General features: G+C 67.8%; 25 protein-coding genes and 1 tRNA gene. 10 read left to right on the top strand and 16 right to left on the bottom strand.

Annotated features, from left to right (window positions below; translation table 11 throughout):
• The first annotated feature begins 52 nt into the window (after positions 1–52).
• Both FY251_RS08845 and FY251_RS08850 read left to right on the top strand, forming a co-directional pair.
• A complete protein-coding gene (locus FY251_RS08845; RefSeq protein WP_148414381.1) occupies positions 53–1,060 on the top strand; it encodes a 5-methyltetrahydropteroyltriglutamate--homocysteine methyltransferase in 1,008 nt (335 codons plus the stop codon).
• On the top strand, positions 1,057–2,130 hold the full coding sequence (locus FY251_RS08850) for a methionine synthase (RefSeq protein ID WP_148414382.1): 1,074 nt from the start codon (positions 1,057–1,059) through the stop codon (positions 2,128–2,130). Before FY251_RS08845 ends, FY251_RS08850 begins: the two co-directional genes overlap by 4 nt.
• Before the next feature lie 70 nt (positions 2,131–2,200).
• On the opposite strand, the gene FY251_RS08855 is transcribed toward FY251_RS08850, so the two are convergent.
• The 5 genes from FY251_RS08855 to rpl7ae all read right to left on the bottom strand — a co-directional run bounded on the left by FY251_RS08855 (position 2,201) and on the right by rpl7ae (position 4,249).
• Complete coding sequence (locus tag FY251_RS08855) at positions 2,201–2,773, bottom strand: hypothetical protein (protein ID WP_255516644.1); 573 nt, start codon at positions 2,771–2,773, stop codon at positions 2,201–2,203.
• Positions 2,774–2,988: 215 nt separating this feature from the next.
• Complete coding sequence (ndk, locus tag FY251_RS08860) at positions 2,989–3,453, bottom strand: nucleoside-diphosphate kinase (RefSeq protein ID WP_148414383.1); 465 nt, start codon at positions 3,451–3,453, stop codon at positions 2,989–2,991.
• Positions 3,453–3,653: a 50S ribosomal protein L24e gene (locus FY251_RS08865; RefSeq protein ID WP_004974594.1), complete on the bottom strand. Its 201-nt coding sequence runs from the start codon at positions 3,651–3,653 to the stop codon at positions 3,453–3,455. Before FY251_RS08865 ends, ndk begins: the two co-directional genes overlap by 1 nt.
• A gap of 2 nt (positions 3,654–3,655) precedes the next feature.
• On the bottom strand, positions 3,656–3,880 hold the full coding sequence (locus FY251_RS08870) for a 30S ribosomal protein S28e (protein ID WP_004042966.1): 225 nt from the start codon (positions 3,878–3,880) through the stop codon (positions 3,656–3,658).
• A gap of 6 nt (positions 3,881–3,886) precedes the next feature.
• Positions 3,887–4,249: a 50S ribosomal protein L7Ae gene (gene rpl7ae / locus FY251_RS08875; protein WP_004042964.1), complete on the bottom strand. Its 363-nt coding sequence runs from the start codon at positions 4,247–4,249 to the stop codon at positions 3,887–3,889.
• Between the two features lie 368 nt (positions 4,250–4,617).
• Between rpl7ae and tmcA the strand changes: the two genes are divergently transcribed.
• The gene (gene tmcA / locus FY251_RS08880) at positions 4,618–6,918 is read left to right on the top strand and encodes a tRNA(Met) cytidine acetyltransferase TmcA (RefSeq protein WP_148414384.1); all 2,301 of its coding nucleotides are present in this window, start codon (positions 4,618–4,620) and stop codon (positions 6,916–6,918) included.
• 77 nt (positions 6,919–6,995) lie between these two features.
• Positions 6,996–7,160, top strand: a complete 165-nt coding sequence (locus tag FY251_RS22530) for a hypothetical protein (protein WP_187367372.1) — start codon at positions 6,996–6,998, stop codon at positions 7,158–7,160.
• A 103-nt stretch (positions 7,161–7,263) separates the two neighbouring features.
• Here the strand turns inward: FY251_RS22530 and FY251_RS08885 are convergent, their stop codons facing one another.
• The 6 genes from FY251_RS08885 to FY251_RS08910 all read right to left on the bottom strand — a co-directional run bounded on the left by FY251_RS08885 (position 7,264) and on the right by FY251_RS08910 (position 13,277).
• A complete protein-coding gene (locus tag FY251_RS08885; protein ID WP_148414385.1) occupies positions 7,264–7,998 on the bottom strand; it encodes a GNAT family N-acetyltransferase in 735 nt (244 codons plus the stop codon).
• A 95-nt stretch (positions 7,999–8,093) separates the two neighbouring features.
• Positions 8,094–8,534 carry a hypothetical protein gene (locus FY251_RS08890; RefSeq protein WP_148414386.1) on the bottom strand — a complete coding sequence of 147 codons (441 nt, stop codon included), beginning with the start codon at positions 8,532–8,534 and terminating at the stop codon, positions 8,094–8,096.
• 13 nt (positions 8,535–8,547) lie between these two features.
• The gene (locus FY251_RS08895) at positions 8,548–10,212 is read right to left on the bottom strand and encodes an FAD-dependent monooxygenase (protein ID WP_148414387.1); all 1,665 of its coding nucleotides are present in this window, start codon (positions 10,210–10,212) and stop codon (positions 8,548–8,550) included.
• On the bottom strand, positions 10,209–11,936 hold the full coding sequence (locus FY251_RS08900; protein ID WP_148414388.1) for an electron transfer flavoprotein subunit alpha/FixB family protein: 1,728 nt from the start codon (positions 11,934–11,936) through the stop codon (positions 10,209–10,211). Before FY251_RS08900 ends, FY251_RS08895 begins: the two co-directional genes overlap by 4 nt.
• 2 nt (positions 11,937–11,938) lie before the next feature.
• Positions 11,939–12,817 carry an electron transfer flavoprotein subunit beta/FixA family protein gene (locus FY251_RS08905; RefSeq protein ID WP_148414389.1) on the bottom strand — a complete coding sequence of 293 codons (879 nt, stop codon included), beginning with the start codon at positions 12,815–12,817 and terminating at the stop codon, positions 11,939–11,941.
• A 130-nt stretch (positions 12,818–12,947) separates the two neighbouring features.
• On the bottom strand, positions 12,948–13,277 hold the full coding sequence (locus FY251_RS08910) for a ferredoxin family protein (protein ID WP_004974610.1): 330 nt from the start codon (positions 13,275–13,277) through the stop codon (positions 12,948–12,950).
• A gap of 161 nt (positions 13,278–13,438) precedes the next feature.
• Here FY251_RS08910 and FY251_RS08915 point away from each other — a divergent pair, with 161 nt between their 5' ends.
• Positions 13,439–13,918 carry a DUF456 domain-containing protein gene (locus FY251_RS08915; protein ID WP_148414390.1) on the top strand — a complete coding sequence of 160 codons (480 nt, stop codon included), beginning with the start codon at positions 13,439–13,441 and terminating at the stop codon, positions 13,916–13,918.
• A 29-nt stretch (positions 13,919–13,947) separates the two neighbouring features.
• Here the strand turns inward: FY251_RS08915 and FY251_RS08920 are convergent, their stop codons facing one another.
• The 4 genes from FY251_RS08920 to FY251_RS08935 all read right to left on the bottom strand — a co-directional run bounded on the left by FY251_RS08920 (position 13,948) and on the right by FY251_RS08935 (position 18,993).
• Complete coding sequence (locus tag FY251_RS08920) at positions 13,948–14,607, bottom strand: cyclase family protein (protein ID WP_148414391.1); 660 nt, start codon at positions 14,605–14,607, stop codon at positions 13,948–13,950.
• A gap of 84 nt (positions 14,608–14,691) precedes the next feature.
• The gene (locus tag FY251_RS08925) at positions 14,692–16,404 is read right to left on the bottom strand and encodes a glutamate--tRNA ligase (protein WP_148414392.1); all 1,713 of its coding nucleotides are present in this window, start codon (positions 16,402–16,404) and stop codon (positions 14,692–14,694) included.
• A 190-nt stretch (positions 16,405–16,594) separates the two neighbouring features.
• Positions 16,595–17,641, bottom strand: a complete 1,047-nt coding sequence (gene idsA3 / locus FY251_RS08930) for a geranylfarnesyl diphosphate synthase (RefSeq protein ID WP_148414393.1) — start codon at positions 17,639–17,641, stop codon at positions 16,595–16,597.
• Positions 17,641–18,993, bottom strand: a complete 1,353-nt coding sequence (locus tag FY251_RS08935; RefSeq protein WP_148414394.1) for a ribonuclease J — start codon at positions 18,991–18,993, stop codon at positions 17,641–17,643. The genes idsA3 and FY251_RS08935 overlap by 1 nt, the downstream gene beginning before the upstream one ends.
• Before the next feature lie 380 nt (positions 18,994–19,373).
• On the opposite strand from FY251_RS08935, the gene FY251_RS08940 reads away from it, so the two are divergent.
• From FY251_RS08940 to purF, 3 genes are all read left to right on the top strand, one after another.
• Complete coding sequence (locus tag FY251_RS08940; RefSeq protein WP_004042938.1) at positions 19,374–19,604, top strand: LSM domain-containing protein; 231 nt, start codon at positions 19,374–19,376, stop codon at positions 19,602–19,604.
• Positions 19,601–19,777: a 50S ribosomal protein L37e gene (locus FY251_RS08945; protein WP_004042936.1), complete on the top strand. Its 177-nt coding sequence runs from the start codon at positions 19,601–19,603 to the stop codon at positions 19,775–19,777. The genes FY251_RS08940 and FY251_RS08945 overlap by 4 nt, the downstream gene beginning before the upstream one ends.
• Positions 19,778–20,173: 396 nt before the next feature.
• Complete coding sequence (purF, locus tag FY251_RS08950; RefSeq protein ID WP_148414395.1) at positions 20,174–21,655, top strand: amidophosphoribosyltransferase; 1,482 nt, start codon at positions 20,174–20,176, stop codon at positions 21,653–21,655.
• 335 nt (positions 21,656–21,990) lie between these two features.
• Here the strand turns inward: purF and FY251_RS08955 are convergent, their stop codons facing one another.
• Positions 21,991–22,551, bottom strand: coding sequence for a DUF420 domain-containing protein (locus FY251_RS08955; protein WP_089777430.1), 561 nt, complete (start codon positions 22,549–22,551; stop codon positions 21,991–21,993).
• A gap of 142 nt (positions 22,552–22,693) precedes the next feature.
• Between FY251_RS08955 and FY251_RS08960 the strand changes: the two genes are divergently transcribed.
• Positions 22,694–22,778, top strand: a tRNA-Leu gene (locus FY251_RS08960).
• 459 nt (positions 22,779–23,237) lie between these two features.
• Entirely contained in the window at positions 23,238–23,759 is a 522-nt protein-coding gene (locus FY251_RS08965; protein ID WP_089777429.1) for a multiprotein-bridging factor 1 family protein, read from the top strand.
• Positions 23,760–23,792 lie beyond the last annotated feature (33 nt).

A 23,792-nucleotide genomic window follows, 5' to 3' on the forward strand; every position in this document is an offset into this window, starting at 1 on the left:
GCATATGTTGATACAGGAAATATTATACACCGTCATTTCTTAGCCAGGAGTGATGACTGAACTCGTCTCGACGACACCGGGACTGTATCCCCTCCCGGATTGGGCGAAACAGGAGCTGTCGGACCTCAAGGGCCACCAGAAACACGACCTCATCTCCGGTAACGAGGGCGCAGACATCGCGGGCGCGTACGACCGCGCCCGCGAGGAGGTCGTCTCCGAGCAGCGCGACGCCGGCCTCGACCGCGTCGTCGAGGGGCAACTCCGCTGGGACGACATGCTCGCGCACCCGCTGACGGTCCACGAGAACGTCGAGACCGGCGGCATCGTCCGCTACTACGACAACAACAACTTCTACCGCGACCCGCAGGTCCGCGGCGAACTCACCTTCTCCGGCGACGTCGCGGCCGAGCTCGACGCCACCGCCGACCTCCTCGGCGACGAGTCGCTGCAGGCGGTCCTCCCCGGCCCGTACTCGCTTTCCGACCTCGCGACCGACGAGCACTACGGCGACGAGGCCGACTTCCTCGACGCCGTCAGCGGGTTCCTCGCGGGCGAGGTCGACGCCTTCCCCGACCACGAGACGCTGTTCCTCCTCGAACCCTCGCTCGTGTTCTCGCCGCCGGGCGAGGACGTCGACGAGCGCGTCGCCGAGGCAGTCTCGGCCGTCTCCGACGCGACCGACGCCGACGTGGTCGTCCACACCTACTGGGGCGCGCTCGACGAGAAGGTCTACGCGCACCTCATGGACGCCGACGTCGACGCCATCGGCTTCGACTTCGTCGCCGGCGACCGCGACCAGACGCTCTACAACGTCAACGAGTACGGCACGAAAGACGACATCGCGCTGGGCCTCGTCGACGGCCAGAACACGCTGGTCGAAGACCCCGAGACGGTCCGCGAGCGCGTCGAGTGGACCCTCGACAACGTCCAGACCCAGACGTTCGACACCGCCTACGTGACCTCCAACACCGAACTGTTCTACCTGCCGGAGAACCGCGCGACGGAGAAACTGGCCGCGCTCGCGGCCGCCACCGAGGACGAACTGGAGGTGGAAGCATGAGCCGCGACGCCGAGAACCGCGAGCAGTTCCGCCCCGAAGGCCACGACACCGAGCACTTCCTGCTCACGACCGTCGTCGGCTCCTACCCGAAGCCCAAGTGGCTCAACCGCGCCAACGACCTCGCGGAGGACCCCGACTCCAAGTTCACCCAGGAGCACCTCCACGAGGCCCACGACGACGCCTGTCGCGTCATCACCCACGAGCACGAGCGCTCCGGCCTCGACACCGTCGTCGACGGCGAGATGCGCCGCGAGGAGATGGTCGAGTACTTCGCCCACCGCATCCCCGGCTACGAGTTCAACGGCCCGGTGAAGGTGTGGGGTCACAACTACTTCGACAAGCCCTCCGTCGTCGGCGAGGTCGAGTACGACGAGCCGTGGCTGGTCGACGAGTTCGAGTTCACGAGCGACGTGGCCTCCAAGCCCGTCAAGGTGCCCATCACGGGCCCGTACACGCTGGCGAGCTGGTCGTTCAACGAGCACTACGACTCCGAGGCGGACCTCGCGTACGCGCTGGCCGACCTCGTCAACGAGGAGATCGAACAGCTCGTCGAGGCGGGCGCGACCTACATCCAGATCGACGAGCCCGCGCTGGCGACGACGCCGGACGACCACGCCATCGTCGGCGAGTGCCTCGAACGCATCGTCGCGGGCGTCCCCGACGAGGTCCGCATCGGCCTCCACGTCTGTTACGGCGACTACTCCCGCATCTACCCCGAACTCAACGACTACCCCATCGACGAGTTCGACGTGGAACTCTGCAACGGCGGCTACGAGCAGATCGACGTGTTCACCGACCCCGAGTTCGAGCCGGACCTCGCGCTCGGCGTCGTGGACGTCCACACCGCCGAAGTCGAGAGCGTCGAGGAGATAAAGGAGAACATCAAGCAGGGCCTGAAGGTCGTCCCGCCGGAGAAGCTCACCGTCTCGCCCGACTGCGGCGTGAAGCTCCTCCCCCGCGAGGTCGCCTACCAGAAGATGGAGAACATGGTCAAAGCCGCCCGCGAGGTCGAAGCCGAACTCGACGCCGGCGAAATCGACCTCGACGCGCCCGTCCCGCAGGCCGACTGAGCGACCGACGCGACTCGGTTCGGTTTTTCGTTTTCTTTCGATATCATCCGCCGGATAGCCGCCGCCCGACTCAGGCGCGTTCGGTCTCGAACGACCGCGCCGTCATCGAGTCACCGGCGGCGACCGAGCCGTCGCGTCCGCGGCCACTCGCCGGGCTGATTCGCCAGCCGCCGTCGGCTCCGCGGGCCAGCGGAAGCTCCGTCCCGACGGCGTCCGAAATCTCCTCGGGAGCCACGCCGCATGCGGCGGCGATGCGCTCGAAGCGCGACCCGCCGGTCAGCGCCTCCGGGACCGGCACCCAGACGGTCGCGGTCCGGTCGTCGGGCGTCGCGAGCGCGAGGTCGAACCGCACGCCGTCGCTCCGGGAGAGCCGGGCGAGGCCGCTCGCACCCCGCCGCCGCTCGGGGACGACGTTCGTGACGACGCCCGAGTCGACGTGGTCGAGCGCGCGCAGGCCGGCCACCCGGAGTTCCACGTCGCGGATGTCGGTCGGGCCGAGGACGACCGGCCGCACGAGCGTCGAGAGCGTCGCCGCCAGCCGCGCGGTCGTCCACGCCGCAATCGCGGTCGCGCCGAGCATCGCCACCGCACCGCCGACGAACACCACCGCGAGCGCGAGGAGCACGAGTTCCACTTCGACCATGTGACACGTTTCGCCGGGCGACGAGAAAACCGTTGTTCGCCGCGCGGTGGACGGTCAGGCCGCGGTGACGGTCGCCGTCGACCGCGGACGACCCGTGGTAGAATCCCGCACACTAAACCGACGAGAACGCCCTCTCGACGGCTGGAGCGCGGACGAGAGGGGAGGCGTGGCCGCCGCTCCTCTCGGCAGAAAGCGTGAGAACCGCGAGACGAGACTTACTCGTAGAGCCAGGTCTCGTCGATGCGCTCGTAGTCGACGAGTTCGTCCTCGTCGAAGAAGAGCGCGATTTCGCGCTCGTTCGCGCCCTCGTCCTCGTGGTCGGAGCCGTGGATGACGTTCCGGCCGAGGTCGAGACCGTAGTCGCCGCGGATGGTGCCGGGGGCGGACTCTGCGGGGTCCGTCTCGCCCATCATGCCGCGGACCTGTCGCGTCGCGTCCTGTCCTTCCCAGACCATCGCGAAGACGGGACCGGACGTGATGAACTCGACGAGCCCCTCGAAGAAGGGCTTGCCCTCGTGCTCGCCGTAGTGGTCGTGGGCGAGCTCCTCGTCGATCTGCATGAACTTGCCGCCGACCATCTTGAGACCGCGGTCCTCGAAGCGGGAGACGATGTCTCCGATGAGGCCGCGCTGGACGCCGTCGGGCTTGACCATCACGAAGGTGCGCTCGGCGTCGGACATCAGTTGTCCTCCGACTTGCCGCTCGCGCGGCGGCCGGCCTCCGTCCATTCGAGGTCGCGGGCCTCGCGGCCGAGGAAGTAGTTCTTCTCGGCCTTCGAGTCCTTGAAGTGGAGGATGGTGCCGTCGGTCTTGACGTACATCGTGCCCGTGCCGGGCTCGATTTCTTCACCGCTGTAGTCGCACGTGCGCTTCTCGACCATTGTTACTGCCCTCCGATGGAGTCGGCGTCACGCTGGGTCTCGCGGAGCTGGAGGATGTCGCCCTCGCGGACGGGACCCAGCACGTTTCGCGTGATGATACGGCCCTGGTTGGAGCCTTCGCGGATGCGGCACTTGACCTGCATGGCCTCGCCGTGCATCCCAGTCTTTCCAACGACTTCGATGACTTCGGCAGGCGTCGAGTCGCTGGCTTGTTCGTCCGCGCTCATGGTCGGTTATCGAAGGTCCTCGACCTTAGTCGCGATGTCCTCGACATCGTCGGACGCGTCGCCGGCGTCGACGATGGCGGCCGCGGCACTGCCGACTTCGAGGCCGGCGGCGTGGCCGATGTCGTCCTGCGTCTCGACGAAGATGAACGGAATGCCCTTCTCGTCGGCGAGTTCGGGCAGGTGCATGACGATTTCCTCGGGGGAAACGTCTTCCGCGATGAGGACGAGCTGGGCGTTGCCCCGCTCGATGGACTTGGTCGTTTCGTTGGTTCCTTTCTTCACGATACCAGTATCTCGGGCGACCTCAAGCGCCTCGACGGCGCTGTCAGCGAGGTCGGCCGGTACGTCGAAGTCTACGTAGACAGCCATTGTTGTTCACCTATATCCTGCTCGCGGGCTCGACTCCCTCGCCGGTATCACACCGGTCGGTCGGTCGCGACCGGTCAACGATTTCCCTACGGCGAGGAGGTTCATCAACCCCGGACAGGCTGTAACCATCCTTTGCTCCGGCCCCCATAAAAGCGCTTTCAAAATCGTAGCGCCGTGCGACGCGTCCGCACGACCCGCGAATCGCCCGATCTCTCGCCGACCACAGCGCCCGGATTTTCGTGTCGATTGCTCGCACAATCCACTCTCGGCGGAGCGTGACACCGCACCAGAACCACGCTGTGTCGACCGGAACGCGGGGGCCTCGCCCGACCGAAGGAAGTGAATAGCCGCGCCGACGTATCGCCCCTATGACCGAACTCGGCGACGACCCCGACGTCGAGGCGCTCGCCGCCGCCCGCCGGGAGGAGGCGCTGGCGACGAACCAGCGACGCCTCCTCGTCCTCGCCGGCGACCGAGACGCCGGCATCGACGCCGCCTTCGACGCGGTTCGCGGGGCCGACGTGCCCGACGACGAGGTGACGTTCGTCACCGCCCGCGAGGGCTTTCGCTTCCACCGCGTCGAACCGAAGCGCGCCGCGTCGCTCCTCGGAACGACCCGGACGCTCGTCGTCCTCGACGCCCACGAGGACTTCTCGGCGAACGCGCTCGGCCGCGTCGCCGGCGCGGTCGACGGCGGCGGCCTGCTCGTTTTGCTCACCCCCTCTCTCGACGACTGGCCGACCCGCCGCGACGCCTTCGACGAGCGACTGGCCGTCCCGCCGTTTTCCGTCGGCGACGTGACGGGCCGCTTCCGCGGCCGGCTCGTCTCGACGCTCCGGGACCACCCCGGCGTCGCGCTCGTCGACCTCGATTCGGGGACCGTCGAGCGCGACGGCGCGTACCGGCAGGGAATCAGCTTCGACGCCGCCCCGCCGCGGGTGCCGCGCGAGAAAGACCGCCGATTCCCGCGGCGCGCCTACGAGGACTGTCTCACCGCCGACCAGTCGGACGCGCTCGCCGCGCTCGAAGCTCTGACCGAACCGGGAAGCGCCGTCGTCGTGGAGGCCGACCGCGGCCGCGGGAAATCGAGCGCGGCGGGCCTCGCCGCCGGGAGTCTCGCCGCCGAGGGCGCGGACGTGGTCGTGACCGCGCCCGGGAAGCGAAACGCCGCCGAGGTGTTCGCCCGCGCCGAGCGACTCCTCTCCGAACTCGGCGCGCTCCGAGGCGGCGACGCGGACGACTTCGACATCGCGGCCGAACGCGGCGGTCGCGTCCGGTACGCCCCGCCGACGGAAGCCGGCGCGGCGGCGGCCGACGCCGACGCGCTCGTCGTGGACGAGGCCGCCGCCCTGCCCGTCAGGCTCCTCGAATCGTTCCTCGCCGCGCCCGCGGTCGCCTTCTGCACGACCGTCCGCGGCTACGAGGGCGCGGGCCGGGGCTTCGCCGTCCGCTTCCGCGACCGCCTCGACGACGCGGACCGCGAGGTGACAGACGCGCGCCTCGACGACCCGATTCGCTACGCCGCCGGCGACCCCGTCGAGTCGTGGACGTTCCGCGCGCTCCTCCTCGACGCCCGGCCGCCGGTCGACCAACTCGTCGCGGACGCGACGCCCGAGTCCGTCTCCTACCGGGCGCTTTCGCCCGACGACCTGCTGGCTGACGAACACCTGCTCCGCGAGGCGTTCGGCCTGCTCGTCCTCGCGCACTACCGGACCGAACCGGACGACCTCGCTCGCCTCCTCGACGCGCCGAACCTGACGCTCCGGGCGCTCACCCACGAGGGCCGAGTCGTCTCGGTCGCGCTCCTCGCCCGCGAGGGCGGCCTCGACGCCGACACCCGCCGGCACATGTACGACGGCGGCCGCATCCGCGGGAACATGCTCCCCGACGTGTTCACGAGTCAACTCCGCGACGAGGCGGCGGGCGTCCCCGTCGGCTACCGCGTGATGCGCATCGCCACCCACCACGCCGTCCGGTCGTCCGGCCTCGGCTCGCGGCTCCTCTCGGAGGTACGCGACGAGTTCGCGGGCGACGCGGACTACCTCGGCGTCGGCTTCGGCGCGACGCCCGAACTCCTCTCGTTTTGGCGCGACAACGACTACGGCACGGTCCACCTCTCGACCACCAGAAACGACACCAGCGGCGAGTACTCGGCGCTCATGACGCATCCCCTGTCGCCCGCCGGCCGCGACCTTCGGGACCGCCACGCGAGGTGGTTCCTCGGCCGCGTCGGCGACGTGCTCGGCGACGCCCTCTCGGACCTCGACGCCGACGTGGCGCGGGCCGCCCTCGCGGCCGTCGAGGTCGGTGCCGACACCGACGCTGACACCGACACCGAGTCCGCCTTTTCGCCGGACCTCTCCGAGTACGAGTGGCGCGTCGTCGTGGGCGCGTCGTACGGACCGGGACTCTACACCACCGCGCCCGGCGCGTTCCGGCGACTCGGCCTCGCGCACCTCACGAACCCCGAGCGCGCGTCGCTCACGCCGCGGGAGGAGCGACTGCTGGTCCGCAAGGTCCTCCAGACGCGGCCGTGGGACGCCGTCGCCGACGAACTCGACTTCCACTCGACCGCGGGTGCCATGCGCGCGCTCGGCGACGCCTACGAACCGCTCGTGGACGAGTACGGCACCGACGCGGCCCGCGAGGAACGCGAGCGGTTCCGGTGACGGCCGCCCGCGGGGACGGACGCGCCGGTCGCCCCCTCGCCGACACACCGATAGTCGTCGGAGCCGACGCTCCCCGTATGGCCGACTGTAGCGAACCCGACTGCGAAAACGTCGCGGCGGTCAGGCTCCACGTGCCGTGGGACGCCGACAGAGACGTCTGTACGGCCCACGCGAGGGCGCTCGTTCAGCGAGACGGCGTCGTCGCCGAGCCCCTCGACGGGGCCGAAGACGACTGGTCGTGAGTCGAGTCGTCGTCGGTCGGGGGGTGCGGGCCGACGCGTCGCTGGCCGGGGAAGACGCCGCGCAGAAAATCACGTCAGGGTCGGAGCCGGGGCGAGTCAGCGCTCACCGGAGCGAGACGGCCATCATCACTTCGTCGACGTAGTCGCCGTCTATCTTGTAGTGGCCGTCGCGGACGGCCTCGGTCTCCCAGCCGTGGCCTTCGAGGAACGCGATTGCCTCCTCGTTGGTCGCCGGGATGCTGTTGTAGAGCTTCTCGAAGCCGCGCTCGCGCGCCCAGTCGACGCCGCGGTCGAGGAGTCTGCTCCCGATACCGTTGCCGCGGAACTCCGGCCGCGTGCCGACCGTCAGGACGGCGGTGTGGCTCAGTTTCTCGGCCTCGGGCAGGTCGAGGTGGACCCAGCCGGCGAGTTCGTCGCCGACGGTGGCGACGAACACCATCCGGGAGTTGACGTCGTTGTGCCGGAGGACGACCTCTTCGTGGTCGAGCAGGTCCGCGACCGTCTCGGCCTCGATGTACCGGCCCTCGTCAGCGACCTCGTGGATGGCGTCGACGAGGCTCTCCAAGTCGACGTTCTGGGCCATCCGAATCGTCACGTCGAAGTCACCGAGTTCGACCGTCTCCTCCTCGCCGGGCGCGTAAGCCACCTCGACGTGGTTGCCGACCTTTCGGATGTAGCCGTCGCGTCGCAGGACGGTCAGATGCGCCCCCAGCGCCGCCGGCTCGAAGTTGAGCGCCCGCCGCACCTCGTCCTCGCGGACGGTCCCGTTGCGCTCGATGTACTCGTAGATGTCCTTGCGGTCTTTGTGTCCGAAGTTGAGACTGTCAGTTACTTCCATGGTAGCTAATCACACTCATGATTAATAATTGTTGTTCGTGCCGGACTCGGCGACAGTCGGTTCCGCCGACGAGTGACTCGGGGGGCGCGGCCCCCTCAGCGTCGCTCGGGAACGCAGGTCAACAGTTGGGCGGTGTCGACCACGTCGTGGGTCCGCAGCAGGACTTCGGCGGCCTCGCGCACCGTGAAGTCCGCGTCGAGGTCGACGCCGTAGCACCGGGCGTACATGGCGAGCCAGTCGTTCATCGCCCGGTGGAGGAGTTCGAACTCCTCGCCGGTGAAGGAGACCAGCCGGTCGCCCGTCCGCGCGCGGACGTAGAGCGAGACCGCAGGACCGACGCCGTCGCGGGCGCATTCGAGCGCGCGCCGGTCCGCGGCCGACGGCGGCGGCGGGTCGAACGACTCCCGCGCCTCCCGCGCCTCGGCGGCGAGGGCTCTGGCGCGCTCCCCGAACCGCACGTCTTCGGGGTGGCGCTCCTCGGCACCGCGACCGTCGGCGACGGGGCGGGCGTCCGAATGGGTCGCCTCGCGGCTCATCTTCGCACCACCGTCATCCCCACTTGAACTCGACGCCCTTGTCGCCGCGCGGGTGGGTCCACTCGGTGTCGGCGACGACGGCGCAGGTGCCGCACTCGACGCAGGGCTGGGTGTCGAGGCTGACGACGCGCTCCTCGGTGCCGTTGGTCCGGACGACCTCCTCGCGGTAACAGCCGCCGCCGAAGTCGACCGCCGAGACCGGACAGGCCGCCACCGCGGCCCCGCTCGCCTCGTAGGACTCGTCGCGGAGCGTGATGTGCGGGTTGCCGATGTCGGTGTCGTAGGTCAGCCCGCCGATGCGAGCTTCGAGGTCCGGCGGCGTCACGGAGTTGGTCTCGCGCACTCGCGTCCCCAACTCCTCGGCGATGACCGTCGGGAGCGTGACGTAGGGCGTCCGCGTGTCCGGCATCAGCGCCGACAGCGTCGGGACGTTGTAGAGGCGTTCGAGCCGCCCCGAGAGCGCCCTGATGCCGGCGCGTCCGACTGCCGAGGTGAGCACCGAATCGACCACGCCGGTCACGCCGTCGTCCTCGGCGACGCCGCGGAGCAGTTCGTAGCCGCGGGGCCGGAGCTTCTTCATCACGCCCTCGCTCCGGAGCTTGCGGGCGTAGCGCGTCCCCGCTTTTTCGGGCTCGTTGCGCGACTTGGCCTGCGCGTACGACTCCGCGGCGAGCGCGCCGGCGGTGACGGCGTGGTTCATGCCCTTGATGATGGGCCCCTGCGCCTGCATCTGGCCGGCCGCGTCGCCGACGAGGAGCAGGCGACCGAAGTGCGGTTCGCGCAGGGCGACCTTCTTCGAGTCGGGGACGAGTTTCGCGCTGTACTCCAGTTCGGTGTAGTCGTCGCCGAGCCACTGCGCGAGCAACGGATGGGTCAGGAGGCCGTCCAGTAGCTCGTGCGGCTCGGCCTCCTCGGCGACGAGGCTGTCGAGGTGGAACACCGTTCCGAGCGACAGCGTGTCGCGGTTCGTGTAGAGGAAGCCGCCGCCGCGGACGCCCTCGAAGAGGTCGCCCGAGAACAGGTGGGCCGCGCCCTCGTCGTCGGCCACGTCGAACCGGTCGGCGATGGCGTCTTCCGGCATGTCGACGACGGCCTTGACGCCCTGGAACCACTCGTCGGGCTCGTCCCAGTCCATCAGGCCCGCGTCGCGGGCGAGTTCGGAGTTCACCCCGTCGGCCGCGACGATGACGTCCGCGGTTATCGGGTCGAGTTCGTCGAGCGTGACGCCGACGATGCGGCCCTCCTCTCGGAGCAGGCCGTTGACGTGGACGCCCGTCAGGAGGCCGCCGCCGGTCTCGCGGGTCCGCTCGTGGACGCGGTCTTCGAGCCACGAGTCCATCTTCCGCCGGAGGACCGAGTCGGACCACTCGGTGTCGTGTTCGTGGAGGTCCGTGAGGTCGAACGACTCCACCTTGTCGCCGGCGATGTTGTGGATGCGGTACTTCGTGATGGGCCGCTCGGCGGCGGCCTCGCGGAAGCCCGGAAAGAGGTCGTCGATGGTGTAGGGCGCGGACTCCTCGGCGTAGATGAGTCCGCCCGAGACGTTCTTCGACCCGGCCTCGACGCCGCGTTCGAGGACGAGCGTCTCGATGCCGTAGTTCGCGAACGTCGCGGCCGCCGCCGCGCCGCCGGGGCCCGACCCGACGACGAGCGCCTCGTAGTGCTCGTAGTCGCTCATTGCGACTCACCTCGGTCGTCTTCGGCCGCGCCGTGACCGGGCGTTCCGGTCGGCGCGGTCCCCCCGTCGCTGGCGACCGCCGCCTCGAACCGGCCCTCCTTGAGCGCCGTCGTCAGCCTCGGGAGGACTTCGAACAGGTCGCCTTCGACGAAGTAGTCCGAGAAGTCGCGGATGCGGGCGTCGGGGTCGGTGTTGACCGCGACGATGGTGTCCGACTCGTCCATGCCGACCTTGTGCTGGACCGCGCCGGAGATGCCCGCTGCGATGTACAGTTTGGGCGCGACGACCTGTCCCGTCTCGCCTATCTGTCGGTCCTCGTGGGTGTACTGCTCGACGTGGCCGTCGAAGTTGAACGACCCCGTGACGATGCCGCGGGTGACGCCGACCTCGGCGTCCTCGAACCGGTCGGCGAGGTCCAAGGCGAGTTCGATACCCTTCGTCGGGTCGTCGCCGATGCCGCGGCCGACCGCCACGATGACGTCGTGGCCCGTCAGGTCGACGCCCTCGTCGAGTCGGTCGAAGTCGGTGACGGTGACGCGGAACCAGTCGTCGTCGAGCGGGGCGTCGTGTTCGACCACGAGGCCCTCGCGCTCGGCGTCGGGTTCGGGCAGGTCGAAGCTCCCCGGGATGACAGACGCGCCCTGCGGGTGGAACTCCCGCGTCGGGTTGTCGATACAGAGAATCGTCGAGTACTCGAAGCCCGAGAAGTCCGGGCGCTTCATGTGCAGGACGCGCTGGAACTCCTTTTTCTCGCCGGCGACGCCGGTCTTGACCGGGTTCGAGATGACCTCCTCCGTGATGTACAGCCCCGAGCAGTCGCTGGCGAGGCCGGAGTCGAGTTCGGCCTGCACGAGCGCCGAGAGGTCCCGGCCGTTGTTCGTCGCCGGGAACAGCACGTACCGCGGCTTATCGTAGTCGCGCCACGACTCGTCGCGGCCGTCCGTGACCTCGAAGTTCTCGTGGGTGGCTCCCGCGCGGGCCATGTCGCAGAATATCTCGGTGTACGGCTTGTGCTGGAAGCGTTCGAGCCGGGCGTCCTCGCGGACGACGACCACGTCCGCGCCGTGGGCGATGACGTCCTCGACGTGTTTCGACACGTCGGCACCGATGAGCACCGCGACGACCCGCTCGGAGTCATCGTAGTCGTCGTTGTAGCTGTCCATCAGCTCGCGGGCCTTTCCGAGCATCTCCCTCGACACGTCCACGAGTTCGCCCGCCTGCGTCTCGCAGTAGACCCACATGTCGCGGTAGGTTCCCCCGTGGAGCGACCGAACGTGCCGCTTGTCGCGGGTCGGGTGGTCGAGGTCCGGATGGCGCTCCTCGGGCGGCCGGTCGTCCACCTCGACTTCCGTGTCTTCCTCGTCGCTTCCCTTCACCGAGTCGATGCGGTTGCTGATGAGTCGCTTCACCGGGTCGCGGTTCTCGCCGGCCTCCTCGCGTTCGAGGAGCGCTTCGAGCTCCGAGACCTCCTCGACGTTCTGGAGGGTGTTCCCGACTTCCGCGGTGCTCATCGACGCGAGGTCCAGTTCGTCCGCGTCCGCCGGCTCCTCGTCGTCCTCGGAGAACTTCTCGATGCGGCTCTCGATGAGCGCGACGGCGGGCGCGCGGTTCTGCCCGCGGTGTTCCGCCTGCAGAATCTCCTCTAGCTCGCCGAGGTCGTCGATGTCCTTGATGGCCGGGCCGAGCTCCGAAATCTCGTAGTCGCCGGGGTCGAAGTCGGTCACGCTCAGTCACCCCCCGCGGCCGCGGCGTCGCCGCCGTCGCCCACCGCCGACTGCATCGCGGACAGCACGTCCTGCATGGCCCCCGCGTCGTCCGGGTCGACCATCGTTGCCTCCCGCTCCGCCGGTGCCTTCGGAATCGGGTCGACCGACGAGACGATGGTCGGCGAGCCGTCGAGACCGATGTAGTCCGGGTCGACGTTGATGTCGGCGTGGTCCCGCACCGTCAGGTGCTCCTCGTAGTTCTCGGCGCGCGCCGTCGTCTCCTCGCGGAGGTCCTTCAGCGTCAGGCGCTCGCCCGCCGTCCGATACGACGGCTCGAACTCGGGGTCCGCGACGACGAACGCCGGAAGCTCCGTCTCGACGGTCTCTATCTCCTCGATGTCGCCCTCGACAAGCCGCTTGGCGCGCAGGGTCCCCTCCTCCTCGTCGATGTCGAGCGAGATGACGTGCGTGACCAGCGGCATGTCGAGACACCAGTCCGTCTGCGGGCCGGTGTGGCCCGTCTCCCCGTCCGCGGTCTTGAACCCGGCGAACACCACGTCCGGTTCGCCGAGCGTCTCGATGCCCGCGCTGAGGGTGATGGCCGTCGCCCACGTGTCGGCGGCCGCCATCTCGCGGTCCGAGACGAGGTGGAGGTCGTCGGCGTACACCGTCTCCATCGCCTCCTGTAACACCTCCTTGTACCCCGGCGGACCCATGCTCATCACGCTCACGCGCCCGCCGTGTCGAACCCGCGTCTGGAGCGCCGCCTCCAGCGCGAAGCGGTCGTTCGGATTCATCACTGTGGGCGTTTTCCCCCGTTCGAGATGCCCGTCCTCGTCGAACGATACCTGGCCCTCCCGGAAGTCGGGCACGCCTTTGGTAAGTACCACCATGTGCATTGAGAACACTCTCCAGTTAATGCTAGCTCATATTCATAATAATCTTTTGTACTAGGTGAACGGAACGTCCGCGCCGCTCATCGGCGTCGCGGTCGGCGGTGACTCCCGCAAAAAATCGGGGTTTCTTCCCTCAGATGCGTCCCGCTCGCCCGGGGTCGACGTCGATGGCGTCGACCGGGCAGACGTCGACACAGAGCATGCAGTCGATGCACTGGTCTTCGTGGGTCGGTTCGGCCTTGATGTCCGACTCCGGGTGCCCCGGCGTGTCGACCCACGTGAACACGTCCACGGGACAGTCCTCCAGACACGCCCCGTCGGCGAGACAGATGTCGAAGTCCACCGCGACGTGCGTGCCGTGGATACCGTGTTTCTCCGGCGGGTCGACCGGTCCCCAGACGGCCACCCCGTTTTCCTCTCCGACCTTCTCCCTGTTTGTCTCGAACTGCGGGTCGATAGCCATGACTCTTAGTGACATATTTCGGTAGAGGCAATAAACTATCCCCCGAACGGGCGGAGACCCGGCGCGGTTCGCGAACCGGCCCCATCACACGCCGCGGCCTCGTCACGGCCTCGACGCGCCCACTCGGTGGGGTGAATAGCCCCCGGCCCGAACCCCCCGGTATGGACGTGTTCCTCTGGGTCGCGCTCGCCCTCTTGGTCCTCGGCGTCGTCGGGAGTGTGCTTCCGCTGCTGCCCGGCGCGCTCTTGTCGGTGGTCGGCGTGGTCGTCTACTGGGTGTCGACCGGCTTTTCCGACCCCGGTCCCGTCGCGTTCGTCGGGCTCACCCTCGTCGGCCTCGTCGCGCTCGCCACCGACTACGCCGGCGGGATGGTCGCCGCACGGTTCGGCGGCGCGTCGACCCGAACGTCGATTGTCGCCGGCGTCGCCGGCTTCCTACTCATGTTCCTCATCGGCCCGCTCGGCATCTTCGTCGGCGTCGCGGGCACCGTCTTCGCCCTCGAATACCTCGACCATCAGGACGCCGAAGAGAGCGGTCGCCGCGCCCTCGTCGCCACCGTCGGCGTCCTCGCCACCGCGGCGGTGCAGGCGCTGTTGACGTTCTCGATGCTCGTCGGGTTCGTCCTCGTCGTGGTGGTCTGAACCCAGACGGGTTTCGCGCTCCCGCCGACTCACCGCTCGTCTCGACGCCGAATCAGTCCCGTCTCCGCATCGGCGACGACCCGCGCGGGCGCGCCGTCGGCGTCGACGCGAAGCGGCATGACGTACAGGTCGAACGTCCGGTCGGTCGGGAGCGCGTCCAACCCGCGGAGGTTCTCGACGATGAGGAGCCCCGCCCCGAGAATCGCGTGGTGCGCCGGGACGCCGTCGCCGCCGGTCGGGTCCGGGCTGAGCGCGTCGATGCCGACCGAGAGCCCTCGCTCCGCACAGGCGCGTGCCGTCTCGGGCGCGAGCGCCGGGTGGTCGGCCATGCGTTCGGTCCCCCACTCGTCCTCCCAGCCGGTCCGGAACACGAGGAAGTCCACGCGCGGTTCGAGATGTTCGGGTATCGCGTCCGGCCCGATTCGACCGCGGGGGCCGGCGTCCCGGCAGTCGGTGACCCGGGCGGTGAACCGGAGGTCATCGACCGGGAAGTCGTCGAGGGTCGCGCCGTCCGGTTCCGTGTGGGCGGGCGCGTCGACGTGCGTCCCGGCGTGAGTGCCGAGTTCGAGCCGCGAGACGCGGTAGCCGTCGGTCTCGAACTCGGCGTGCGACTCGACTGCGACGGGCGGGTCGCCGGGGTACGTCGGCATCCCGGTTTCGACGCGACGGGTGAGGTCGAGGAGGGTCATACGACTCCTTAGGCGGGCGTCGGTAAAACGAGTATTGCGGGTTCGACCAACTGTGCCGGGTTCGGGGTCGCCCGTCGGGCCCGCCTACTTGTGCGCGAAGTAGACGACCGTCTCGTCGTCGCCGCGGCCGTCGACGCGGACGAAGCCGACGCGCTCGAACTGGACGAGTTCGCCCTCGGGCACGTCGCCGAAGTCGGGCTCGGCGACGCCCGCCACGTCGCCGTCCATCGTTCGCATGCGAACCGGGACGCCGTCGGTCGGGACCCAGTGAATCACGGCCACGTCGCCCTCGCGGACCACGTCGAGGTCGTCGCCGGTGGCGACGAGCGAGTCGCCTTCGCGGCGGACCGCGCCGAAGCCCTTCAGCCAGACGCGCTCGCCCTCGGCGGGCACGTCGCCCGATTCGAGCAGGACGCTGTCGCCGACGGGGATGTCGCGGGTGCCGCGCTCCTCGAAGCTCGGGTGGAGCGGCGGGTGGGCGCTGTCGGGGCCGCCCTCGACAGCGAACTCCGCTCCGTCTCGAACGAGGAAGTACCGGTCCGTGTCGTCGTCGACGAGGTCGCGGTTGTTCGCGTAGATAGTCGACATCGAGAGGTCGACGTTCGAGGTGGAGGTGCCGAGGCCGACCATCGCGTCCACGATGGCCTGCCCGCGGATGCCGCGGCGGCGGAGGCTCTTGATGGTCGGCACGCGCGGGTCGTCCCAGCCGTCGACCTCGCCCGCGTCGATGAGCTCCTTGATGCTCGACGTGGACATCTTCACGTCGTAGGCGTCGACCTGCACGTGGCCCCAGTGGACGACCTCGGGGTAGTCCCAGCCGAAGTAGTCGTAGACGAACTGCTGGCGCTTCGCGGAGTCCTGCAGGTCGATGCCGCGGATGATGTGGGTGACGCCCGTGAGGTGGTCGTCGACGCCGGACTGGAAGTCGAGCATCGGCCACGCGCGGTAGTCAGCCGCCTCCTCGCGGGGGTGCGGCGTGTCTATCATGCGGAAGGCGACCCAGTCGCGCAGCGCGGGGTTCTTGTGTTCGATGTCGGTCTTGACGCGGAGGACCATCTCGCCCGAACTGTACTCGCCTGCGACCATGTCCTCGAACTCCTCGCGGGTCGTTTCGGCGCCCTTGTCGCGGTGCGGACACGGCTTCCCGTCGTTCTTCAGGTTCGAGAACGCCTCGCCCGAACACGAACAGGTGTACGCGCCGCCCATCTCGATGAGTTCGCGGGCGTGGTCGTAGTACGTCTCCACCCGGTCGGAGGCGCGAATCACGTCGTCGGGCTCGAACCCGAGGTAGTCGATGTCGTCGAGGATGGCGTCGTATGCCGTCAGGTCCGGCCGCTTCGTCTCCGGGTCGGTGTCGTCGAACCGGACGAGGAAGGAGCCGTCGTACATCTCCTTGTACGTCCCGATGACCGCGGGCATGCGGGCGTGGCCGAGGTGCCACGGGCCGTTCGGGTTCGGCGCGGCGCGCATGCGGACCTCGTCGTAGTCCTCGGCGTTCGGGAGGTCGGGAAGGAGGGCGTCGTCCGCTTCCTCCTCGGCTTCCATCTCGGCGAGTTCCTCGGGCGCGAGCTCTTCGAGTCGCTCGCGCTTTTCGCCCGCCGACAGCTGGTTGACCTCGGCGACGACGGGGCCGATGAGCCCCGGAATCTCGCCGCCGTGCTGTCGGAAGTCGGGGTTCTCGCCCATCAGTGGACCCATAATCGCGCCCACGTCGGCGTCGCTGTCGTGTTTGACCGCGTTGAGAAGCGCGTGCTTCTCGGCCGCTCGCTCGATGCGCTCTCGAAGCTCGTCGTCCATTACCGTTCGCTTCCGCGGCGCGCCTAAAAACAGGCCCGGATTGCGGGGAAGGGTCCTCGCGCGGGCAGGGGTACGTCATATGTTAGCACTTCAGAGTAAATATGAGTTACGGCGGGACTCGGGGACGGGGCGGTTCGAAGAGAAAAGCGCACGGCCGCGGTTCGCGGGTTGCGGCGAGCGCGCCGCGCGCTCAGTAGCCGCGGGTGATGAGGTAGTCCGCGATGTCGCACAGCAGGTCGCGGGCCTCGTTGTCCGGGAGGACGTCGAGCCGCGACTTGGCCTGTTCGGTGAGGTCTTCGGCCATCTCGCGGGCGTAGTCGATGCTTCCCGCCTCGTTCAGTTCGGCGACGGCGGCTTCGACGGCGTCTTCGGTGAGCTCCTCTGCCGTCTCGGCGTCGACGAGGTCGTCCACGTCGATGCCCTGCTGACGCGCGTGGAGCGAGATGATGGTCTCTTTGTTCTCCACGAGGTCCGAGCCGCGCTGTTTGCCGAGCTGGTCGGACGGTACGGTCAGGTCGAGCACGTCGTCTTGAATCTGGAACGCGCTCCCGGACTCGATGCCGTACTGGTAGAGCGCCTCGACGACCTCGTCGTCAGCGCCCATGATGACCGCCGGAACGGCGGCGGCGGTCCCGTAGAGAACCGCCGTCTTCAGTTCGACCATCTGGAGGTACTCGTCAGGGAGCACCTCGGTGCGGTGCTCGAATTCGATGTCGAGCGCCTGGCCCTCGCAGATCTGCGTGCAGGTGGTCGCGAGTCGGCGGACGGCTTCGAGACCGTCGGCGGGGTCAGCGCCCGTCTTCGTCAGGAGTTCGAACGCCTTGGCGTACAGCGTGTCGCCGGCGAGGATGGCGGTCGAGTTGTCGTACTCCTTGTGGACCGCCGGGACGCCGCGACGGAGGTCGTCGTCGTCCATGATGTCGTCGTGGATGAGCGTGAACGACTGGATGACCTCGATGCTCACGGCCGCGACCATCACGTCGATGGCGTCGCCCGCGAGCGTCGGGAACGCCCGGTAGTCCTCCGACATCGGTTCGACGTCCGCGAGGGACTCCGCGGTCAGGAGGGAGACGGTCGGCCGGAGGCGCTTGCCGCCGGCTTTCAGGAGGTACCGGGAGGCCTCGTAGAGCCGTTCCGGCTCGGCCATCGGCACGTCCTCGTCGAGCGCCTCGTTGACGAGTTCGCGTCGCTCGCGAATCGCCTCAAGCACCCGCTTTTCCGTCGCGTCGGGAGTCATCACTCCACCAGCTGAATCATGTTGCCGTTCCGCGTGACGTGGACGTCGCGACCGAGGGCGTAGCCCTGGTTCTCCGCGAGGTCCACGTACGGAGCGAAGCCTTTCAGGTTCTGGTGGGCCGGGATGACGTGCTGGGGCTGGAGCGCCTGCAGCATCTCGTAGTGGCCCTCCTCGCGGAGGTGGCCCGAGACGTGAATCTCGTCGTAGATGCGCGCGCCCTGCATGCGCAGGAGGCGCTCGGACTGGTAGCGCTGGCCCTCGTTCGTCGGCTCCGGGATGACCCGCGCCGAGAAGATGACCTTGTCGCCGTCGTCGATCTCGTACGGCGTCTCGCCGCGGCCCATGCGGGTGAGCATCGCGCGCGGCTCGCCCTGGTGGCCCGTCACGATGGGCAGGTAGTTCTCCTTGCCCTCCTTCATGATTCGCTTGAAGGTGCGGTCGACGGACTTGCGGTGGCCGTACATCCCGAGGTCGTCGGGGAGGTCGACGAAGCCGAGGCGCTCGGCGGTGCCGGAGTACTTCTCCATCGAGCGGCCGAGGAGGACCGGCTGGCGGCCGATGTCCTTGGCGAACTCGACGAGCGAGGAGACCCGGGAGATGTGCGACGAGAACGTCGTCGCCACGATGCCGCCGTCGTAGTCCTCGACGGAGGTCATCACGTCTTTGAGGTGGCGGCGCGCGACGGACTCGGAGGGCGTGCGGCCCTTCCGGCCGGCGTTGGTACAGTCTTCGATGTACGCGAGCACGCCGTTGCCCTCGCGACCGATCTCGCGGAACCGCTTCATGTCGATGGGGTCTTCGAGGACCGGCGAGTGGTCCATGCGCTTGTCGAGGCCGTAGACGATCGCGCCCTCGGGCGTGTGGATGACCGGGTTGATGGCGTCGATGATGGAGTGGGTGACGTGGACGAATTCGAGGTCCACGTTGCCGGAGTCGCCGATAGACATCGTCTCGCCGGCTTCCATCTTGACGAGGTCGTTGTTGACGTTGAACTTGTTCTCGCCTTCGATCTGCTGTTTCACCAGTTCGATGGTGAAGGGCGTCGCGACGACGGGGGCGTCGTAGCGGTGGGCGAGCTTGGAGATGGCCCCGATGTGGTCGAGGTGGCCGTGCGTGGGGACGATGGCCTGCACGTCTCCTTCGAGGTCGCTCATGACCCGGTCGTCCGGGATAGCGCCCATGTCGATCAGGTCGAGGCTGTGCATCTTTTCGGTCTCGACGTTGTCGTGGATGAGGACCTGCGACAGGTTGAGACCCATGTCGAAGACGACGACGTCGTCTCCGGCACGGACGGCCGTCATCTGACGGCCGACTTCTTCGTATCCGCCTATGGTTGCGATTTCGATTTCCATGGTTTGTGTCTCGATATTCCGAGCATCGAAAGCCACGATGTGGCGAAGGTGCTCACGGAAAGACGGGTGTCTGGGGGCCACCGGCCCCGGCGTCTTGCAGCTCGTCGGTCGAATGACCCCGCGTACGAGACGGTCCGAGTCGTCCGAACGAGGACCGCCCGCACTTACCCGCGGGTTTCTGGTACTGAGTTCTACTCACGGGGGTACTAAAAACTACGTGGGTTCACCGCGTCCGCACGCCCGTACCCGTGGGAATCTCTCGCGCGATTCGCGGTCACCTGTCCGTTCGACGACGATTTCGCCTTCGAACCACCAGGTTTGACGCCATCGCGCACTGTCGGTCCGGCACCTTTAAGACAACTACGAGACGGAATTGAAGCATGAGCGGCCGACCCCTCGACGTCCTCGAAGCGTCACTCGACGAGCCGGTGACGGTTCTCCTCAAGGACGGAAACGCGTACTTCGGCGTCCTCGCTGGTTACGACCAGCACATGAACGTCGTCCTCGAAGAAGCGCTGGACGAAGACACCGTGCCCGGGGATATCGAACTCGAGCAAGTCCAAGACACAACCATTATACGCGGCGATAACGTCGTCACCATCAAAGCATGACGGGTGCAGGAACCCCCAGCCAAGGAAAGAAGAACAAGACGACGCACGTCAAGTGCCGTCGCTGCGGCGAGAAGTCCTACCACGTGAAGAAGAAGGTCTGCTCGTCCTGCGGCTTCGGTAAGTCGAAGAAGCGTCGGAGCTACGCCTGGCAGTCGAAGTCCGGCGACAACTAACGACTCTCGACGGTCTCCGACCGTCTCTGTCTTCTCTCTCGCCGTCTGCGGCGAGAACGAACCCGCGTTCCTGACTCCCGGTTCGTCCTCGCATCCGTGACACTCGCTAGCACCGAGTACGGGCCGTCCTCTGCATTCCCCGACTGCGTGCGCGCTTCCTCGCGTGTCTTCGTCGCCCCCGCGGCCGTCTTCGCCACTACCTCTCCGACGAGCACCGTCGTCATCCCTGCAACAGCCAGCGTCTCCGTGGCTGACGTCACCGCGCTTCGCCGCGTCGTCGTCCGCGTTTCCGTCGCACGCCTAGATATGCACATATGTGTACATTTACTGGTTTCGGACCCCGTCGTTACTGCATAAGGACGGGTTTTTTACCCCCTCGACTCTCTATCGTCTTCCATGGTAACTGGGCGGGACGACTCCCACCACCACATCGGCGGACCGACCGAGAAGTGCGGTGTCGTCGGCGTCGCACTCGGCGGTCGAGACGCCGCACGGCCCCTGTACTACTCGCTGTACGCCCTCCAGCACCGGGGCCAAGAGTCCGCAGGCATCGTCACCCACGACGGGTTCCAACAGCACAGTCACGTCCAGATGGGTCTCGTCGGCGACGCGTTCGGTGCCGACGACCTCGACGATCTGAAGGGCGAGGCGGGCATCGGTCACGTCCGCTACCCCACCGCCGGCGACGTGTCGAAGTCGTGCGCCCAGCCGTTCGCCGTCTCGTTCAAGTCGGGGTCGCTCGGCCTCGCGCACAACGGCAACCTCGTCAACGCCGACGAACTCCGCGACGAACTGGAGAACTTCGGTCACGCCTTCACCTCCACGGGCGACACCGAGGTCATCGCCCACGACCTCGCGCGCAACCTCCTCGAAGAGGACCTCGTCCGCGCCGTCAAGCGGACCATGGAGCGCATCCACGGCTCGTACGCGCTCACCATCATGCACGACGAGACGGTCCTCGGCGTGCGCGACCCCGAGGGGAACCGCCCGCTCTGCATCGGGAAAGTCGACGACGGCTACGTGCTCGCCTCCGAGTCTGCCGCCATCGACACGCTCGACGGCGAACTCGTCCGCGACGTGAAACCGGGCGAACTCGTCGTGCTCGACCCCGACGGCTCCGGCTTCGACTCGTATCAACTGGTCGAACGCGACAACACGGCCCACTGCTTTTTCGAACACATCTACTTCGCCCGCCCGGACTCCGTGATGAACGACACGCTCGTCTACGAGGTCCGCCGCGGGCTCGGCCGGAAGCTCTGGGAGGAAAACGGCGTCGACACCGACGTGGTCATGCCCGTCCCCGACTCGGGTCGCGCGTTCGCCTCCGGCTACGCCGAGGCCGCACAGGAAGACGACGCGACCGTGGAGTTCGCCGAGGGGCTGATGAAGAACCGCTACGTCGGCCGGACGTTCATCATGCCGACCCAAGACGAGCGCGAGCGCGCCGTCCGCCTCAAACTCAACCCCATCAAGAGCACCGTCGAGGGGAAGTCCGTGACGCTCATCGACGACAGCATCGTCCGCGGGACCACGTCGAACCAGCTCGTCCAACTGCTGTACGACGCCGGCGCGACCGAGGTCCACATGCGCATCGGCGCGCCGCCCATCGTCGCGCCCTGCTACATGGGCATCAACATGGCCACCCGCGAGGAACTCATCGCCTCGGACAAGTCCGTCGAGGAGGTCCGCGACACCATCGACGCCGACAGCCTCGGTTACCTCTCCATCGACGCCGTCGCCGAGGTGCTCGAAAAATCCCGCGCCGACCTCTGTCTCGGTTGCGTCACCGGCGAGTACCCCTACGACATCGACGGCGAGGAGACCGACCGCGACGTGAGCCGTCCCGTCATCGGTGCCGAAGCGCCGCTGAGCGACTGAGTTCCACCCGTCTCGTCCCCCCGACCTATCGCTCCGCCTGACAGTCACCGAGAGCCTCGATAGCATAATCAACGCGGCCTTTCTTTTCTTTCGCGCCCGTCGTTCGAACCGTACTCCGACTCGCCGAGGACCGGGTTGCGAGCGGAGTACGGAGTGCGAATCGACGGGGTGGTGTAACACCGCGGGAGGGCCCGCACATCCCGTCTCTGTGACCTGCCGGTCGCACCGCGTACTACCGCCCGTCCGCACCGGCCCTCGGGCCGCGCGCCCCGCCGCGGGCGCCGGACGGGTACTCCCTTTGAACGGCCGAGCGGCGGTGCTCGCCGACTCCCGCCTCAGTAGACGACGTAGAGGAGGGCGTAGACGACGTTTCCGAGGACGAACGAGACGAGCCACAGCGAGGCGGCGACGCGACCGAACCGAGCGTGTTCGGTGCCGAAGACCTCCGTTATCGGCCGCGTCAACGCCAGCAACAGGACGTAGTAGACGACGGGGACGCAGACGATGGCCAAGAGGATGTGAATCGCCAGCGTCGGGAGGTAGACGAACCGGTAGACCGCGTCGGGGCCGGGGAACTCGGCGGTCCCCTGAACGACGACCTTGTAGAGATAGAGGACGAGGAACGTCGCGAAGAGGAGGAACGAGGCGAGCATCATGCGTCGGTGACGCTCGATTTCGCCGCGCCGGACGAACCGGACGCCGGCGAGGATGGTGACGATGGCGACGGTGCTGATAACCGCGTTCACGTGCGGAATCGCGTCGAACGCGGCCGCCGGCGCGACCGGGATCGCGGCGCGGGGAATCGCGCCGAGCGCCGCGCCGAAGACGAGCGCGAGCGACAGCACCGAGAGGAGAGCGGTCAGTCCGCGGACGTGGTCGCGTGCTCGGAACTCCATGGGCGTATCCCGGTGCCGCGGGGCCAAAATCGTTCTGTCGTCCCCCGCGGCACGACGCCTGCAAACGCCCGACATTGCCGAGTCGAAAGGAAAGTCATTTAAATTACCACGGGGTAAACGAGAATGCAGTAAGACACAGCGAGCGTGGGTAGCCAAGCCAGGCCAACGGCGCAGCGTTGAGGGCGCTGTCCTGTAGAGGTCCGCCGGTTCAAATCCGGTCCCACGCATCGCAAGATGCAGGTGACGTCCCTACACGGACATCACCCACGCACAATCCTTCCACGAAACTACACCCCAGAGAGATACGACTCTATGGGTTCTCTGCACTGCTCTCCCGACAGCGTTGCGGGCGCTGTCCTGTAGAGGTCCGCCGGTGAGAATCCGGCTCGCCGGATTCGAACGTCGAGACGAGCGAAGCGAGTCTCGGAAGTTCAAATCCGGTCCCACGCATCGCATGTGCGGACTCATAGTCCGCAATGAGGCGGCGAAGCCGCCGAATGATGCAGGTGACGTCCCTACACGGACATCACCCACGCACAATCCTTCCACGAAACTACACCCCAGAGAGGTGCGTCTCTCCGGGTTTGTTCGTTATGCACCGGTCAGCGGCCGTGCCGGCTCCGGATTCGAGCCCCGCCATCGCCCCGTGCCGCGAGTTTAAAAGGGTCGAACGAGTAACACGCGGCATGGCCAAGTACTCGACGAACCGGGGCGGTGGCGGCGGCGACGGCGACAGTTGCGAACTCTGCGGCCGAAGCACCGCGAAGCTCCGGCGCGCGAACGTGGCCGGCGCGGACCTGTTGGTCTGTCCGGACTGCGCGCCGCACGGCGAGAACCGCCACGCGGACCGAAAAAGCGGGTCGAGTGACACCTCCCGCGACGGTTCGTCGGGGAACCGCAAGAAGCGCGCCGCCCAGCGCACGGCGAAGATGTACGACAGCGCGAAGGGCGACTCCAAGCACTGGGAGGAAAAGGGGACGAACTACGAGAAAGACCGGCTTCCCTACCTCGTTTCCGGCTACGGCGGCGTCGTCGAATCCGCCCGGCAGGACGCCGGCCTCCAACTCGCCGAACTCGCCGACGAACTCGACCTCGACGAGAAGCAACTGCTCGCCATCGAGCAGGGCCGCGCCACGCGGGCGAACGTCGGCGGGTCGGCCATCCGCGCGCTCGAAGAGCGCCTCGACGTGACCCTCGTCGACGAGTAGCACGATTTTTCTCGGTCGGGCGTCTCGACGCGC

Source organism: Haloferax sp. KTX1 (assembly GCF_902410085.1).
In the GTDB taxonomy this organism is placed as follows: Archaea; Halobacteriota; Halobacteria; order Halobacteriales; family Haloferacaceae; genus Haloferax; species Haloferax massiliensis.

Bases quoted from the DNA above. Each gene is read 5' to 3' on its own strand.
- FY251_RS08895 (WP_148414387.1), bottom strand. From the start codon at position 10,212: ATGAGCGACTACGAGCACTACGAGGCGCTCGTCGTCGGGTCGGGCCCC.
- tmcA (WP_148414384.1), top strand. From the start codon at position 4,618: ATGACCGAACTCGGCGACGACCCCGACGTCGAGGCGCTCGCCGCCGCC.
- ndk (WP_148414383.1), bottom strand. From the start codon at position 3,453: ATGTCCGACGCCGAGCGCACCTTCGTGATGGTCAAGCCCGACGGCGTC.
- FY251_RS08915 (WP_148414390.1), top strand. From the start codon at position 13,439: ATGGACGTGTTCCTCTGGGTCGCGCTCGCCCTCTTGGTCCTCGGCGTC.
- FY251_RS08925 (WP_148414392.1), bottom strand. From the start codon at position 16,404: ATGGACGACGAGCTTCGAGAGCGCATCGAGCGAGCGGCCGAGAAGCAC.
- FY251_RS08945 (WP_004042936.1), top strand. From the start codon at position 19,601: ATGACGGGTGCAGGAACCCCCAGCCAAGGAAAGAAGAACAAGACGACG.
- FY251_RS08855 (WP_255516644.1), bottom strand. From the start codon at position 2,773: ATGGTCGAAGTGGAACTCGTGCTCCTCGCGCTCGCGGTGGTGTTCGTC.
- FY251_RS08935 (WP_148414394.1), bottom strand. From the start codon at position 18,993: ATGGAAATCGAAATCGCAACCATAGGCGGATACGAAGAAGTCGGCCGT.
- FY251_RS08865 (WP_004974594.1), bottom strand. From the start codon at position 3,653: ATGGTCGAGAAGCGCACGTGCGACTACAGCGGTGAAGAAATCGAGCCC.
- FY251_RS08910 (WP_004974610.1), bottom strand. From the start codon at position 13,277: ATGGCTATCGACCCGCAGTTCGAGACAAACAGGGAGAAGGTCGGAGAG.
- FY251_RS08940 (WP_004042938.1), top strand. From the start codon at position 19,374: ATGAGCGGCCGACCCCTCGACGTCCTCGAAGCGTCACTCGACGAGCCG.
- FY251_RS08885 (WP_148414385.1), bottom strand. From the start codon at position 7,998: ATGGAAGTAACTGACAGTCTCAACTTCGGACACAAAGACCGCAAGGAC.
- FY251_RS08850 (WP_148414382.1), top strand. From the start codon at position 1,057: ATGAGCCGCGACGCCGAGAACCGCGAGCAGTTCCGCCCCGAAGGCCAC.
- FY251_RS08955 (WP_089777430.1), bottom strand. From the start codon at position 22,551: ATGGAGTTCCGAGCACGCGACCACGTCCGCGGACTGACCGCTCTCCTC.
- FY251_RS08845 (WP_148414381.1), top strand. From the start codon at position 53: ATGACTGAACTCGTCTCGACGACACCGGGACTGTATCCCCTCCCGGAT.
- rpl7ae (WP_004042964.1), bottom strand. From the start codon at position 4,249: ATGGCTGTCTACGTAGACTTCGACGTACCGGCCGACCTCGCTGACAGC.
- FY251_RS08905 (WP_148414389.1), bottom strand. From the start codon at position 12,817: ATGCACATGGTGGTACTTACCAAAGGCGTGCCCGACTTCCGGGAGGGC.
- FY251_RS08890 (WP_148414386.1), bottom strand. From the start codon at position 8,534: ATGAGCCGCGAGGCGACCCATTCGGACGCCCGCCCCGTCGCCGACGGT.
- idsA3 (WP_148414393.1), bottom strand. From the start codon at position 17,641: ATGACTCCCGACGCGACGGAAAAGCGGGTGCTTGAGGCGATTCGCGAG.
- FY251_RS08920 (WP_148414391.1), bottom strand. From the start codon at position 14,607: ATGACCCTCCTCGACCTCACCCGTCGCGTCGAAACCGGGATGCCGACG.
- FY251_RS08870 (WP_004042966.1), bottom strand. From the start codon at position 3,880: ATGAGCGCGGACGAACAAGCCAGCGACTCGACGCCTGCCGAAGTCATC.
- FY251_RS22530 (WP_187367372.1), top strand. From the start codon at position 6,996: ATGGCCGACTGTAGCGAACCCGACTGCGAAAACGTCGCGGCGGTCAGG.
- purF (WP_148414395.1), top strand. From the start codon at position 20,174: ATGGTAACTGGGCGGGACGACTCCCACCACCACATCGGCGGACCGACC.
- FY251_RS08965 (WP_089777429.1), top strand. From the start codon at position 23,238: ATGGCCAAGTACTCGACGAACCGGGGCGGTGGCGGCGGCGACGGCGAC.